Source organism: Niallia tiangongensis (assembly GCF_044704065.1).
Classification (GTDB): Bacteria; Bacillota; Bacilli; order Bacillales; family Cytobacillaceae; genus Niallia; species Niallia tiangongensis.
Genome location: NZ_CP162613.1, coordinates 4,571,758 through 4,586,019 on the forward strand (window position 1 = coordinate 4,571,758; position 14,262 = coordinate 4,586,019).

Consider the following 14,262-nt stretch of genomic DNA (forward strand, 5'->3'; position numbering starts at 1 on the left):
TGTTTGCAAAATTTTGAAGTCTTTTTGCACAAAAACAATGTATTTTCCGACTATTTGCATTTTTCCAAAAGAAAGGATACAACACAGCCAATCATTGCTGCGATTGGAGCTACTAACCAAATCTCTTCTATCCATATTGTCAATCCAATACTTACAAGTGTCATAATCAACATAAGCAGTGTAAAATCTTTTGCACGGAATGTTCGACCTATCACAAAAGGACAACCGGTAGCTCCAAAAAACCCCAGAAAAAACGGAAGCCATTCAGACATACTAGCAGATAATAAAATTGCCATTATACCTAATAAAATACAAGCGATAACCCCAATTAAGTAGCCATGCCTTAGTAATCTGTACGCATATTGATTCGTTCTGCCTATACTCTTTATCTTTAAAAAGACACTAATAAGGGAAAATAGGGACGTACCGATTCCAATCGATAATGCTCCCAATCCGATGAAGAGCATGACATGGATGATGACTTGATTCATTTGCTCCACTGCTTGATTTTGGACAAAGAGAAAGAAGCTTAAGGAAAAAATAGAAATCATAAAAGCAAACCAAATAAAAGTAGAAAGCCGTAATACGGTTATACGGTGATTGGACTTCACTGCACTTGCTGTTTGCCAGAAAGATAGATTTGTGCACGCTTGCCCAAATACAACCAATACAAATGTCATACTGGCAAAGATTACATCAGTAATATTGCCACTAAACATCTCCCCCTGATATTTATTGTAAATAGTCTGGACACCTTCACCTAAATATAAAAATAATGTAACAATAACCACGACAAGAAAGGTAACATAAAAAATGGTTGAGCCTATCTTGCTAACACCATAGCTTCCCCCTAAGCCAAAAAACACAAAGCAAAAACAGATAAAAATCACAATTCCGATAACCGATAAAAAATCCAATAAAAAATAAGCAAGGATAGTAAATTGCACGAACAGACTTGCCATGCTTGAAAAAGCAAAGAACCACAGATGAGAATTCCCTTCTGCGTCTGTAACCTGCTTTACTTTGTCGTTTGTTATGATGTGATTCAGTAATATGTATAAACCATACGTACAAATGATAAGGATAGGAAATGTCGTTAACTGAAACACTTGCATGGATAATGCGGGGACAGCAACCGTCACACCTGAGATAAATTGTAGAGAAATTCCGTACGTCCCAGCACTTAGACCCAGTTCACGACTTGTTACCATGTATTCGTGGACACTGCGATGTGCACCAATTTTTTCAATAAAAATGATAAGAACAAAAAAACCGATAAATAAGAGAATATACCAATCAATCATGAAGCTTCTCCTTTAATTGGCTTGGTGTGATTCCTTCCATTTTTTTAAAGGAATTACTAAAGTGATGCTGACTGGAATAACCAACTCTCTGGGCTACTTCAAATAAAGTCCAATGTGGGTTCTCCTGCATAAACTGTTTTGCTTTTGTTATCCGAAACCTTGTTATATACTCTGTAAACTTTTCACCTGTTTCTTCCGCAAATTTTTTACTAAGGTATGTTGGAGAGACATACACTTGACTCGCTACATCAGCAAGCTGTAGTTTTTCTTGATAATGTTCGCGGATAATCTGAAGTACGCTATTGACGAGCGCCGATTTGGTATCAATCCATGCATGTTTATCAATAAAGTCATCGAGCATATCATAGAATTCCTTCTCTATTACTGGTTTTACTAAGTAATCCATCACATGTAGCTTAATTGCTTGTTTAGCATATTGGAAGTCTTGATGTGCGGTAATAAGCACCACTTCTATTTGATCATTATTAGATTGCAAAAATTCACAAAATTCTAGACCTGATTCACCTGGCAATTGAATATCCACTAATGCTAGGGAGAAGTTCGTCTGTCTTAGCAAGAGCTTTGCTTCACTCGCATCTTCTGCCATATAGATATTCCAATCCGGAAATTTCTTCGCTACTAGAAAAGATAATTGTTCAAGCTCCAATGGTTCATCATCCACTATTAATATATTCATCTCTCACCCTCCGGCGTATATGGCCAAATGACTGTTGCCTCTGTTTCGTTTTCTTTACGTTTTAATGAAACATTTGTGTGCATCTCAAATAACAATTCCAACCGTTTTTTTATATTTTCCAAGCCTGTTCCATGCCCACTTTTTTTCTCAATCGTTTGATCTCCGTTATCGGATACCGTTAATCTCACCCAATCGCCATGTCGCTTTAATGCAATCACCAAATGCTTGTCTCCACGTTTTTTCTCCAAGCCATGCTTAAAGGCATTTTCAACAAGCGTTTGTAACGTATAAGGAGGTAGTTGCGTTTGATATGCTCGTTCATCTAGATCATACTTAATTGTTAGCTTTTTTCCAAAACGAAGCTGCTGAATCGATAAGTAGTTGTTTGTATGGAATAATTCCCTTTCAAATAATACAAGCGCTGTCTGATCTGTATGCTGATACTTTAGAAATAAAGAAAATTGCTCCATTGCTGTTATGAGGTCATCATTTCGCTTAAGACGAGCAAGGGACATCATCGCATTTAAACTATTAAACAAAAAATGCGGACGAATCTTTTGACTTAGCTGTTCATACTCCATTTGCTGCAGCTGCTTTTCTAATTGAATTTGTTTATTCTCCATATGCAAATAATCAAACTCTTGATTAAGTAGTTTAATAATACTCAGCAAGACTAAAGCAATAATGGGGATTAGTAGACTTACTATGAAAATACTAAAAAAAATAAACACAGCATACAATCCTTTTTTCGTTAAGCATAACGTTTTTTGTCGAAATGGACAATTTTTTAACAGAAACAGTGTGTCGGTTCTACTGCTTCCCCAGAGGATACAGCCGATACTCCCATTTATGCGTACATTCCTCTAACATATAATAATCACTTTCTTCATTTCTAACAATCCGAGAACACTGCTGTCTAGGTATCACTCCTAGGTCATTGTCATTCATGACATCTATCCAACTTTCATTCGCTAACTTGTCATAACGAACCTCTAAGCGATTACCATTTATCCTTATCGCTTGGCCATCCTCTTTCTTCTCTGCCATTTTTATAAAAGATTCTATGTCTTCCGTAATTATGGATGGGAACGAGGCATTTTCTTTTGTTTCTTCTTTTCCTTGTTGTTTATCATCGATCTCGGGATTATTGGTTGAAGAGGAATTCAAATAGACATCCTTGACTCCATCAAAAGTAGTGAAACGAACCACATCTTTTGTAATCCATTGTGCGTTATTCCATCCTATGGCTCTTTCATCCTCTATATCTCCCCTGTCATAAAAGTTAACCATAATTCTTATTGATTGGCCGTCTAGATGCTTGCCAACAAGACCGAACTTTGTTTTATAGAATTCGTAATAATAAGTCGTCTCACCAAGGGTAAAATTCCGATGTTCAATAACTAGTGATTGTCTATGATGGGGGGAGTCAATGATTGTATAGTTGTTTTCCAAAAGTGAAACCATTAGAGCGTGCAGGAGTAAAATAGGAACACTTAACATTAAACCAATAATCACCCAAAATGAACGGATACGAGCGGAACGAAATCCCATTATGGATAGAATAAGGATATTCAGTGTGATTGGAATGATATAACCAGTTGGTAAAAAGAAGATAATATAATAGTCCGTAAAGTGCATGATGATTAGCGTTATATCCATTGCTGCCAGAAAAGCTAAGATCCATTTGGTTTTTGTCATATTATGATTCTCTTCCTTCATATATAGAATTTCTATGTAGATGTATATATTTTAAAAAAATTCGCCTGAAAACAGCAAACCATCGGAGATAAATAATACTAAGGTAAAATACAAGAAATATAATTACTATGATTGGCATCACAATCAAAGCAGTCGTTTAGGAAAAAGGCATTTCTAATAAAAATAAAAATGTCATGCTCAAAGAAACAAATTGTGTTATATATCTTTTGGTGGTGTCTGAAACGATTTCTCACAGAAAATAGAAGTAATACAACGAGGTAGTTAATGGGTAGAATTTTTAGATGGTATAGCTTTCTTTACTGTTTTTTATTTTAATATTCAAGTACATCTTGATGCATTTTTTGTATATTGGAAACTTGCTTTATTTCGCTACTTAACTCTGTTTTATTTTCATCTAATTTCTTCATCAAACTTCCATAATAAAAACCTACTTCTTTTCTGATCTCCCTTTGCTCCACTCCAAAAGCTAATTGTATATCCTCTACTGAAGATAATTTTGTTTCAATGGAATCCATTTTTGTATCTATTGTATCCATTCTCGATTCCATTGAAATTACCTTTAAATCCATCGAATCTATCTTCTCATTCATCGATTCCATCTTTATATCCATTGAATCCAATCGATAAAGGATTTGATGTAAAATCCCTTCCTTATCTATTCGCCTCCCTTCTTGAAATTATATTATACTCTCCTTTAATCGTACTGTCATCCATACCTTAGCCAAATACTTCTTGAACTACTCGGCGCTAAAGTACCGAAATTCTATGAGATAGGATTAGAAATAGCCTTTTAGTTATACAAATTTCATGCTCATCAGGACCACCAAAAGCCCCCTAGCCACCTTGTCCGAAAGTTCGGATGTATAGTTACATTTTCTTAAGCTATTTGCCACTCCGTTCAGGTCAGCATTTACGAAAAAAAAGACATAGATGCTTGGTAGAGACCTCGAAACGCTCGTTTTCCAGAAAAAACGAGCGTTTCTATAGCCAGAGAATTCATCATTAGCTAGAAAACTAGCTGTAGATGTATAGCTCTCTTCTTGGACGATAAGTTCGATGCCTTGGCGTTGACTCATACTTTATCGGAATGAACGGACTGTGAGGAATTGGCACAAATTTTTGATTGTTTTTTTAATCGAGACTAATGGTTAGTTGAACCATTCGGACCTTTACGGACAGTAACAAATACCAACAGCAATCACACCCTAAGCCTCCCGTGAAACATTTATGTGAAACAAGATTATTCGAGGAGTCGCTGTGACCTTACCTTTTCCGCTTCTTTTTTCTTACCTTCTTTTTCTTACTTGGCGTTGTACTTGGCATTTGGTACGTCCGATTCCGTAGATTGATTTCCTTTGCCCGTATACCCATATACATTTCTGCAAGAGGATAGAAAGTACTTATTTCATTAGGATCTATATCTAATTCTATTTCTATACTATCGTAACCATTTGAAGATGAAAATCTACCTGTTGCTTGTCTTTCTTCTTCTGTCGGGATAAAAGGCACTGAACCCTCGGAATTATAATGTATGATCAATAAGGACTGCAGCCCGATTGCAAGCATTTCTCTTAGTTGCATAGCTTCTAGCTTTTTATATCCTTCTGCGTAAAGTAGTGACTGACGGATATGATAGCCTGCATTCAGGTAATCTTTAATATCCAATAATAATAATCCTAATGTATAATGAGACTCTACTTGTTTTGGGTCTATTGCAATAGAATGTTCATAAGCGCTTGTTGCAAGTTCTGGTCGATTTCCAGTACGATAAATATTTCCTAGACGGTTCCAGAGATATGAATCGTTTGGATTTTCTTGTATTAAATGTAATAAATACTCTTCAGCATCTGTTGCATGTTTATGCCAACTTCCATCAAAAAGTAAATTTTTTCCAACTAAACTTATTCCCTTGTCACCTAATGGAAGAGCAGCAGTTAGTGCTTGAAACAGCATGCTTTGCGGCAATTCCCAATTCCCAGCAGCATTGCAATGTTTACAGCGATAGTATCCTGTTGTTTGAATGTTATCAGACATGTTTCCATCTTTCTTATCTACATTAACTACTATCATTCCAACATCATATTTGCCCTTTCTGCCACAACTCGTACAAGTCAACGTTTGATGATTTACGACACTAATCGGATTAATAGCTTTGATTTGATTGAACATTTCTCTGACATACTTCCCCGGTACCGAACTTATTGTTGGAATATTCTCTTTCACTTCCTCATTTGATAGAACCTGAACCAATAAAGGATTTATTTGTGCATGTGTCATTTCAATCTACCTTTCTTCTTCCCTTTTTCTTTATAAATTAGTATATCAAATTATTCATTTAGAAAGTATGGCACGAAATACAGAAAACGAATGGGACAAGGAATCTGCCTCCTTGTCCCTGCCGTAAAACAAGTTATTCGAGGTGTCCCTGTGCACCAAGAATTTAATAGTTTCCTAATTCCGAAACAGGGGTTTGGATAATCACAGGGTTTTTTGCTGGATCTAACCATTTTAAGATGCTTATTACGTTTGCTTGAGATGTACCTGTGCAACCGAGAGTGTAACTACTGCTAACATGGAAGAAAATCGCACTACCCTTATTGGGTGTTCGTGCTGTATTATAATTTATTACAAATCCGTAATTGTAGGCTGCAATGTCCATGTTTTCGGCACTGTTCCACTGGTCTTTGGTTTTACTTTTTGATTGCCAAGTATTGTATAATTCGGATTTAGGATCATCTACCCAAACATCATCACTCGTAATTTTTCGATACGGTAATTTGGTACCAGGGTTATTAGAACGCCCGAATGCTGTCCCAATTGTATATTTTCCGGTTGGAGCCCGCTCACCACCTTCACTCATAGCGGAAGGTGTAGCGAATCCTTTTTTACCAATATAGCCTGAAATGTTAAGTATCGGGGTCCATTTTCCCTTCGAATCCTTTTCAAATGTACGAATAGTTGCAGAACTTGTATTAGCTCCATTCGTTGTAACGAGAATTAGTTGATGGTTTGCATCAACCGTTTTCAGTTGATCCGCTACGTTACCATTAGAAGCAGGGGTGCTTTGAGTAGGTGTAGTGGGCTTTTTAGAATCAGAAGTTGATGTTGATGTTGATGTTGATGTATTTTTATGAGCGTTACTTTCTGAAACTACTGTTTTTTTTGTAGACAGATATTTACTAGAAACCCATCCTGTTTTATTATTCACCTTTACTTTACTCCATCCATTAGAGCTTGTTTCAACTACTGTAGTGGCTTGTCCTTGATTAACGACGGTCACAACAGAATAACTAGTACCTGCACCGCTACGTACATTTAAGGAACTAACGTCAACATAATTTGTTACTGGTTTCTCAAGAACAGTAGTTGTAGGTTCCTTTTTTGCAGGAATGTCTGTTTTTTCCTCTGTCTTTTTTACTTCAACTGTTTGTTTTTTTACTTCAACTTTTTTGTCTTCCGTTGATTCTACCTTATCATCTATTATAATATTCTCTTCTTGCTTTTTCTTTTCATTTTCCTTTGTAACTTCGGTCTTTTCTGCCTTTGAATCAATATCACCTTTATTATCATTTGGCTTTTCGATAGCTTTTTCTTCGCTAGCTACTTTTGCCACAGTTTTTGTTGATTGATTAACCGATGTTTCTAAATTGTCCTTCCCGTTTTTGTTATCATTAGATAAAATAAATCCTAATACTAATACGACTGCAATAATAACCGTAGATAAACCAATCAAAATATTCCTTCTGTTTTTCTTCATGTTCGTTTTTCCCCCTTCTTGATAGTAAAAGCCGAAATGAATTCCCAGATATGTAAATTCAAAGCATTCAATGCGAATTTATCTAAATTAATTACTTTTGTCAAATAGAATAATAGAAGATCAAAAAATGCTATCAAGAAAAATCTGTTAACGCTTTGAATCTTGAATGGATACCTAGTTTTTGTTTAACTCTGAAATAAGAGTGAAGCTAATGACTAATTTCTTTTTTAGATCCAACTATTTTATGCTACTAACTACCTTTGCAAAAAAAGGTATAGTCACAGGAACGTCAAGGATTTTTTATGGTGGGGTCGTGAAACATTCCTGTGAAACAAGATTATTCGAGGCGTCACTGTGACCAAGAGTTCAATCCAAGAAATACACATCCCTTCTAATTCAATTGTTTCTAGAACCATTATACCATTATGAGAATTTTCGGAAATATAATAGACAAAAAGAACAATCTTCCAACTATAATTGAATACTAGGATTGTAGTTTTTTTGGTAGTTAGCCTTTATAATTAGGATAATAGTTGTAAATGGGAGCGATTTATTTTGGTAAAAGGGAAAACAACCAATGGGTTAATGCGTCATCTTAGGGATAAGCTGTAAACGAGCATAATATTCCAGATACTCTTTTCCACTTTAATCCGTATGGTTACTAGTTATTTCTGCATGGATGCTCATATTCTAGCGGCATTCGAGTCTAGTTAAAAAACGGATACATCATAAGAGAACACAACTACCGATACAGAATCTGCGGAATCAAAATGTTCTGAGAAACAAGATTTTTGATAGAAAGTTAGATTGTGTGAATGTGATAGAATTTAGAAATAAAGAAATGAGGTTGTAAATGATGGAAATAGATTGGAAAAAAGAAACGCTTATTTTTGAAACTTTAAGAGAATCAGAGGTATGGGCTGATTCTATAGCAAACGAAATACATGGTAGAACAATAAATGGATATATAACACCAGATTATAAAATAGCATATGCTCTTTCATTTTTTCTAGCTTCTAATCCTGATTTTGTTGTTCATACAGAAAAAAGTTTCAGTATTCGTCCAGGAGTAAAGGTTGAGGATTCATTTATTTATAAAGTTTGGGTAACTATTAATAGTTACTAAATCATAAATGAGGTAAAACTATATGATTAATACATACTAAAAACGTCTACATGTCAGTACAAAAATTTTAAATTTTTTCACTCATTTATTTTTGACGCTTTTACTTTTTCAACGTCGTTTACTTCACTTCATTCGAAAATACATTTTCAAAAACATTAGCGTTTCTTTTAATAGTCAATGCTTCTTCTTTTACAAACGAATATTTAGTTATTTAATTCCTAGAAAAAACAATGAAAAAAAGTCCTACAGTTTATTAAGTAATCTGTTGGAATTTACTATGCATGGGAAACGAATTGGCGCTATGTGATACATTTATTGGCGAAGACTAGTAAAAAATATGGCAAGCGTGGTAAAATCACCTGGCCGTAATCACTTCACAAAGAAATCTTTCTATGATTATTACCCCCTTTCCTAAACCGAAAACAACACCTCCAATATCCAGCTACTATTTCAGTTTATCATTCACACCATCTAATTCTCTATCAATCTTCGACATATTTCGGGGCGTCCCTGTGCAGTGAGTTTTAAAATAATCTGATTGAAATTTTTAAAGTATGGGTATATTATTATATATAAGAATCAAACTAAAAAAACCAAGGAGCTAGAACTCCTTGGACAACTACTTACGAGTGGTATGCTAAATAGTTATTTAGAAGACCCACCCTTATGCTTCCGACGGCGCGGGGTGGGTTTTCGCTTGTTCTTCTTTTTGCTTGCAAAGCGATTTGCATAGCCCGCAGCAAGAGTAGTAAAAAAGATTTTTGCTACATCTTTTAATAAGTCCAATACGAAATCCATTTGTATGTCACCTCCTTTCCTCTTAGACAGGAAAAGAGTGCATACCACCCGCACCTATGTAGTTGTATCACCATTATATCACACCACTTTTCCATTTGGGACAAACAAAAACCCCTTACAATGTGTAAATGGTGATAAATTATAAATTTTTGAAAATTTGCACTTCTCATAAAGCCTTTAGAAGTTAAACATTGGTAAGCGTCAAACAGGGCCCCACCTATTAATTTAGATGGAGCCTAAGTTACTATTCAGGTAACTTTTTATAAGTGATACAAGAGACTGGTAACATTGTTGATCAAGTAAGTACTTGGCTACGGCATCCATATCTGTCAAATTCACATTGGGAAGCTGCTCAAACAGATATCGAAGGTAGTAATATGGATTTAATCCATTTGCGATTTCCATTTGCGATTGCTGTCTTCTCCATACTGTATAGGATGGCACTAGCTTTAGCGCCCTGCGGTGTATTACTGATTAGCCGCGCCTTCCTTCCGATTACTACTGACTCGAGATCGAGCATCCCCCCTAAAAAGAGTGGCTGATTTCTTCTGCAATAATCTATTAACAAATATCTATAACCATCACACACAAAAAACCTCCCGTGAAACTTTCCTGTGAAACAAGATTATTCGAGGCGTCACTGTGACCATACCTTTGGTTAACAAATATAAAAGTTTCCGGAAAGAAACCAAGAGCAAAAGGGACATATCTCTTTCCTATGATTGTTTATTAAGAATAATTCAATCCAATATCAGTCTTATTTTTTATTTAGCAGGAAATGGAGCAAGAGTAATAGTATATATACTACATTAATATATTTAGATTCTACTAGCATAAGTTTATATTGTTATAAGCTTATTTTTTATAAAATAAAAGAAAGTATGGGTATAAAAATGAAAAGAAATCCATGGTACACAAAAGAAAAATTTATATACTTTATATCAATAGTAGCACCTATCATTGCGTATATAATCATTCTACTAAACAAGAAGAAATGGCAACATGTTAAATATATAGAATATTTATCATTTGCAACTATCACAACAAGTATATGGATTATCGGCTTAATACCTGGGTATTTCAGACTAGCATTCATTTTAACTATATTAATATTTTTCTTACTTCGAAAAATATTTAGAAGACGATAATATTCACGTGACCATCCATTATTTCACTCCCAAGATAACGCAAAACTTCCTCTATGCTTTTCTCCCTCTACCTGCAACTTATAGGTACCAAGTTGATTGAGTGTAAAAGTATCACCATCTTTTAAGGTTTTAAGTGTTTCTCCATTAGAATCCATTACCTTAGCAGTTAATTCCCCTTCTTCCGTGTATACCGAAAAGCTTACCTTATAGCTATCCCCTTTTTCTACGTTTACTTTTTTGAAATAGTCCCCAGAAAAGCTATTGTATTCTCCAACTATACTATTCTTTGAGGATTCAATCTCTCCAATACTTATGGCATACGACCCACCCGAACAACCTGCTACATTAAATAACAATAGGACCATTAAGAAAAGCATTTCTACCCTCTTCACTATTTACAACTCCCTTTTATTTGAGCATTCATTCTGCTAAAGAGTCTGTGTTAGTATGTTATACGTTCGAGAGTGTGTAAAAGTTCAACACTTCACATTTTTGTCAAAATAATCGTTAAATGAAATCGACCACCTTATGAAAAAAAAGAAGGTCTACCAGATAAATCTTGGGATTGGATTGTTATTTTCATCTAAGAAATTAAATTTATATTCTAGACATCCTTAGAGGAACCCTATTTAAAAGTAGTAGTTAGAGGTAGTATGAAGCAAAGATTGGTAGATTAGATGACGCAATATTTTAAGGGCGCTAATTCAAGAAGGATTAGCGCCTAATCTATTAACTTTTTGTATCGTATATTTTTCCATCGGTAATCCCACAGATATCTTCCTGTGACTGTGAAACAGGATTTTTCGGTGTATCTCTAGAGTTTGGGACAAGGAACCTGACCCCATGTCCCTATATGTGCGGTTTTTCCTTATAAGCTTTATAATATGAGAAAGGACGGTGATAAGCATGCTAAAAGAAGAATTACAAAAGAAGTTAGTTGATAAAATCATTCTAGACACAAACCCAGCCTTCGTCATTCTATTTGGTTCATTCGCTAAAGGCACGACACATGATGAAAGTGATATCGATCTTGCTTATTTCAGTGACAAGAAGCTATCATCTTATGAACGTTTTATGCTCGCTTCTAAGCTTGCAGCAATTGCCGGTCGGGAAGTCGATTTAGTCGATATTAAACAAATCGATACAGTATTTACAATGCAGATATTTGAGCAAGGCAATCCGCTTTATATACATGACGAGAACGAATTTATATGCCAAAAAATGCGTGCTTATAGCATGTATGCTACGTTAAGTGAGCAACGTGCTACAATTATTAATGCGATTAAAGAAAGAGGGAGTGTATTCGGCAATGAATGATGTTATTTTAAATAAAGCGACGACAATTGAACGTTGTGTTAAGCGTATTTATGAAGTGTACGAGGACAATCCTGCAAACTTAACGGACTTTACAAAACAGGATAGTATCATTTTAAATATTCAACGTGCTTGTGAGGCGAGCATTGATTTAGCGATGCATATTGTCAGTAAACGCAAGCTTGGAGTACCAAAAGCGAGTCGTGAAGCATTTAAATTGCTACTAAATGCTGGATTAATTGAAAAAAGCTTAGCAAATACATTGATGAATATGGTCGGATTCCGAAATATTGCTGTACATGACTACCAGACGTTAGAGCTTGATATATTAGAGGCGATCCTAGAAAAACACATTAATGATTTTAAAGTTTTTACGAAAGTGATTTTACAATTGGAGGAGAATCATTAATTCGTGGTCACAGTGACCACACCTGAGGATGAGGAGAAATTCGCACTTTCCCCTCTACCATCTAAGCCTTATAAAATGTCTAAATGGAAAACAGCGAAAGTACTGTCCGACTATCACCCCTCTGTCGATTGATATTCATATGGAACTGAATATCAATCGACAAGTCGAAGTGAAACATTCCTGTGAAACAAGATTTTTCGAGGCGTCCCTGTGACCAAAAATTTTGTGAAACAAGATTATTCGCGGCGTCCCTGTGAACATACCTTATGACCAAGAATTTTTTTAGATTTCGGTGCACTGTGACCAAGAATTGATATCTATAATTGAGATTCATAAAGAGGTAATCTCGAAAACTTATCCAATTCATCGCGTAGAATTTCCCAGTTTTTTTGTGTTGCTGTCGCATAGTTTCTATAATCTACACTATTAATAGTTTCCTCTATGCAATTATAATTTGTATAAAAACTCTTATTATAACACTTTTCAGCGTATATAAATCCATTTGTTAATGATTGTAATAATATCTCTTTGTTATCTCCAACCCTATAATTTATTTTATATGTATCTATTAGGTTTAACATTGAACCCAATATTAAGATCCAACGTGCTACACTTGGTAAATGGGTTTTATCAGCTTTATATTCTTCATCATTTAAGATCCTTTGGTTTATTAAAAAATTGCTTCTAATTGCAAATGACCACCAATAAAATAAATCAATTGGTTTTATATTTAAATCCCTGTCCACCTTTTCTTCAAAACGCTCATAAAGTAAGATTAAATTTCTAAAATTATCTGTTGCAGCAAATGCATCTGCATCCATTTCTAGAGTCCTGAAATCTAATGGAGAAATAGCCTTTGTAGTTTGATTATTCTCCTTCTCAAACATTGGGATATATTGTATGTTTTTTTTATCCTTCGAATTTATAAATTCACAATGCCCATTAAGTAAATGTCCTAATTCATGCGTTATTATAAAGCGTGATACAAAAATAGTAAGTAATCCAGCTAATTTATTATCTATAATTTTACTATCAAATATAGTTGATTTTCCATTATCATCAAATTTCAAAAACTCGAATGATACTTCATTGTCATCTTCATCATTAAAATGTAATTTTTCCAAGAAACTTTTACTTTGCATTTTTGTAAAGCTGTAAAAATAATCATAAAAATTATCTATAATCCCTTTATATATTAGTATATTATCTGTATTATTTTCATACCATGCTTTTCCACCTAATTTTGCGTCTTCTTCAATATAAAAATTCAGTTTATATTTTGAGATGTCGGCTTCAGTTTTTAAAATTTCTTTCATAAGAAATTGGTATTGTTCATAAATATCAAGTGCTCTTTTTTGTATATCAACATAAAAATCTTCTTTATTATTCAAATTTGCACCTCATTTTGCTGTATTATTTAGATGTTTTAATAACTAATATTAGATTTTATAAGTAAGCGTCAAACTGGTTATTTCCAAACTTAGTTGAATCTACGTGATTCAAGCAATAATAATTTATTCTTTAGAAATTCAAAACTACTTCTTCCATACATGATTCGTTTAATTGTTTTTAGCTTATTGCTACTTCCTTCGGCCAAACCATTATTAAATGAGAACATAAATTCATTCTTTACCGCATCTATGATTATAATTTATGAATCCTAATATTGTACCACTAATTAGAAGTATGCCGACTAGTAGGGATGACGTGACGATGATTCCTTTTTTTGAACGGTTCATTAAGAATTTATCCCCATTTCTTTTCTGAAATATATATGGTATTTCCATAGAGAATTTAGTTAATTTTTCCTGCTTATATTTTACCCTATAGGAATAAGAGATGTCTGAAAAGTTGCAAAAAAATCATAGGGAAGTATAGTATACAACAGGTGTTTTCTATCAGTTTTATACATTCGAAATATCTATTTATTTGATCTGGATTAGAACTAGATGAACACGAAAATAAAATGGACAGTTACTGCTAAATAAGA

Annotated in this window: 13 protein-coding genes and 1 pseudogene; 3 read left to right on the plus strand and 11 right to left on the minus strand. The window is 34.3% G+C overall.

Going from position 1 to position 14,262, the window contains the following annotated elements:
• Positions 1–50 precede the first annotated feature (50 nt).
• From AB3U99_RS21640 to AB3U99_RS21670, 7 genes are all read right to left on the minus strand, one after another.
• Positions 51–1,304, minus strand: coding sequence for a hypothetical protein (locus AB3U99_RS21640; RefSeq protein WP_400243817.1), 1,254 nt, complete (start codon positions 1,302–1,304; stop codon positions 51–53).
• On the minus strand, positions 1,297–2,001 hold the full coding sequence (locus tag AB3U99_RS21645) for a response regulator (RefSeq protein ID WP_400243818.1): 705 nt from the start codon (positions 1,999–2,001) through the stop codon (positions 1,297–1,299). The genes AB3U99_RS21640 and AB3U99_RS21645 overlap by 8 nt, the downstream gene beginning before the upstream one ends.
• Positions 1,998–2,732, minus strand: coding sequence for a sensor histidine kinase (locus AB3U99_RS21650; RefSeq protein ID WP_400243819.1), 735 nt, complete (start codon positions 2,730–2,732; stop codon positions 1,998–2,000). Before AB3U99_RS21650 ends, AB3U99_RS21645 begins: the two co-directional genes overlap by 4 nt.
• 79 nt (positions 2,733–2,811) lie before the next feature.
• The gene (locus AB3U99_RS21655; RefSeq protein ID WP_400243820.1) at positions 2,812–3,699 is read right to left on the minus strand and encodes a hypothetical protein; all 888 of its coding nucleotides are present in this window, start codon (positions 3,697–3,699) and stop codon (positions 2,812–2,814) included.
• A 332-nt stretch (positions 3,700–4,031) separates the two neighbouring features.
• Positions 4,032–4,310, minus strand: coding sequence for a hypothetical protein (locus AB3U99_RS21660; protein WP_400243821.1), 279 nt, complete (start codon positions 4,308–4,310; stop codon positions 4,032–4,034).
• A 673-nt stretch (positions 4,311–4,983) separates the two neighbouring features.
• A complete protein-coding gene (locus AB3U99_RS21665) occupies positions 4,984–5,997 on the minus strand; it encodes a hypothetical protein (RefSeq protein WP_400243822.1) in 1,014 nt (337 codons plus the stop codon).
• 163 nt (positions 5,998–6,160) lie between these two features.
• Positions 6,161–7,477 carry an SH3 domain-containing protein gene (locus tag AB3U99_RS21670; protein ID WP_400243823.1) on the minus strand — a complete coding sequence of 439 codons (1,317 nt, stop codon included), beginning with the start codon at positions 7,475–7,477 and terminating at the stop codon, positions 6,161–6,163.
• A gap of 862 nt (positions 7,478–8,339) precedes the next feature.
• Between AB3U99_RS21670 and AB3U99_RS21675 the strand changes: the two genes are divergently transcribed.
• Positions 8,340–8,603: a hypothetical protein gene (locus tag AB3U99_RS21675; protein WP_400248146.1), complete on the plus strand. Its 264-nt coding sequence runs from the start codon at positions 8,340–8,342 to the stop codon at positions 8,601–8,603.
• 645 nt (positions 8,604–9,248) lie between these two features.
• On the opposite strand, the gene AB3U99_RS21680 is transcribed toward AB3U99_RS21675, so the two are convergent.
• The 3 genes and pseudogenes from AB3U99_RS21680 to AB3U99_RS21690 all read right to left on the minus strand — a co-directional run bounded on the left by AB3U99_RS21680 (position 9,249) and on the right by AB3U99_RS21690 (position 10,941).
• Positions 9,249–9,401 carry a hypothetical protein gene (locus AB3U99_RS21680; RefSeq protein WP_164463770.1) on the minus strand — a complete coding sequence of 51 codons (153 nt, stop codon included), beginning with the start codon at positions 9,399–9,401 and terminating at the stop codon, positions 9,249–9,251.
• A 300-nt stretch (positions 9,402–9,701) separates the two neighbouring features.
• Positions 9,702–9,900, minus strand: a pseudogene (locus AB3U99_RS21685) (IS66 family transposase); the annotation flags it as partial.
• Between the two features lie 672 nt (positions 9,901–10,572).
• Positions 10,573–10,941 (minus strand): hypothetical protein, encoded by a 369-nt coding sequence (locus AB3U99_RS21690; RefSeq protein ID WP_400243824.1) that lies wholly within the window; start codon positions 10,939–10,941, stop codon positions 10,573–10,575.
• A 514-nt stretch (positions 10,942–11,455) separates the two neighbouring features.
• On the opposite strand from AB3U99_RS21690, the gene mntA reads away from it, so the two are divergent.
• Together mntA and hepT are read left to right on the plus strand one after the other, a co-directional pair.
• Entirely contained in the window at positions 11,456–11,866 is a 411-nt protein-coding gene (gene mntA / locus AB3U99_RS21695; protein ID WP_400243825.1) for a type VII toxin-antitoxin system MntA family adenylyltransferase antitoxin, read from the plus strand.
• Complete coding sequence (gene hepT / locus AB3U99_RS21700; RefSeq protein WP_400243826.1) at positions 11,859–12,272, plus strand: type VII toxin-antitoxin system HepT family RNase toxin; 414 nt, start codon at positions 11,859–11,861, stop codon at positions 12,270–12,272. The genes mntA and hepT overlap by 8 nt, the downstream gene beginning before the upstream one ends.
• Before the next feature lie 317 nt (positions 12,273–12,589).
• Here the strand turns inward: hepT and AB3U99_RS21705 are convergent, their stop codons facing one another.
• Positions 12,590–13,663, minus strand: a complete 1,074-nt coding sequence (locus AB3U99_RS21705; protein WP_400243827.1) for a hypothetical protein — start codon at positions 13,661–13,663, stop codon at positions 12,590–12,592.
• Positions 13,664–14,262: the final 599 nt, after the last annotated feature.

What these genes read in the sequence shown, in the direction of transcription:
- AB3U99_RS21680 (WP_164463770.1), bottom strand. Translation starts at nt 9,401, where the DNA reads ATGGATTTCGTATTGGACTTATTAAAAGATGTAGCAAAAATCTTTTTT.
- AB3U99_RS21665 (WP_400243822.1), bottom strand. Translation starts at nt 5,997, where the DNA reads ATGACACATGCACAAATAAATCCTTTATTGGTTCAGGTTCTATCAAAT.
- AB3U99_RS21645 (WP_400243818.1), bottom strand. Translation starts at nt 2,001, where the DNA reads ATGAATATATTAATAGTGGATGATGAACCATTGGAGCTTGAACAATTA.
- AB3U99_RS21655 (WP_400243820.1), bottom strand. Translation starts at nt 3,699, where the DNA reads ATGACAAAAACCAAATGGATCTTAGCTTTTCTGGCAGCAATGGATATA.
- mntA (WP_400243825.1), top strand. Translation starts at nt 11,456, where the DNA reads ATGCTAAAAGAAGAATTACAAAAGAAGTTAGTTGATAAAATCATTCTA.
- AB3U99_RS21660 (WP_400243821.1), bottom strand. Translation starts at nt 4,310, where the DNA reads ATGAATGAGAAGATAGATTCGATGGATTTAAAGGTAATTTCAATGGAA.
- hepT (WP_400243826.1), top strand. Translation starts at nt 11,859, where the DNA reads ATGAATGATGTTATTTTAAATAAAGCGACGACAATTGAACGTTGTGTT.
- AB3U99_RS21640 (WP_400243817.1), bottom strand. Translation starts at nt 1,304, where the DNA reads ATGATTGATTGGTATATTCTCTTATTTATCGGTTTTTTTGTTCTTATC.
- AB3U99_RS21670 (WP_400243823.1), bottom strand. Translation starts at nt 7,477, where the DNA reads ATGAAGAAAAACAGAAGGAATATTTTGATTGGTTTATCTACGGTTATT.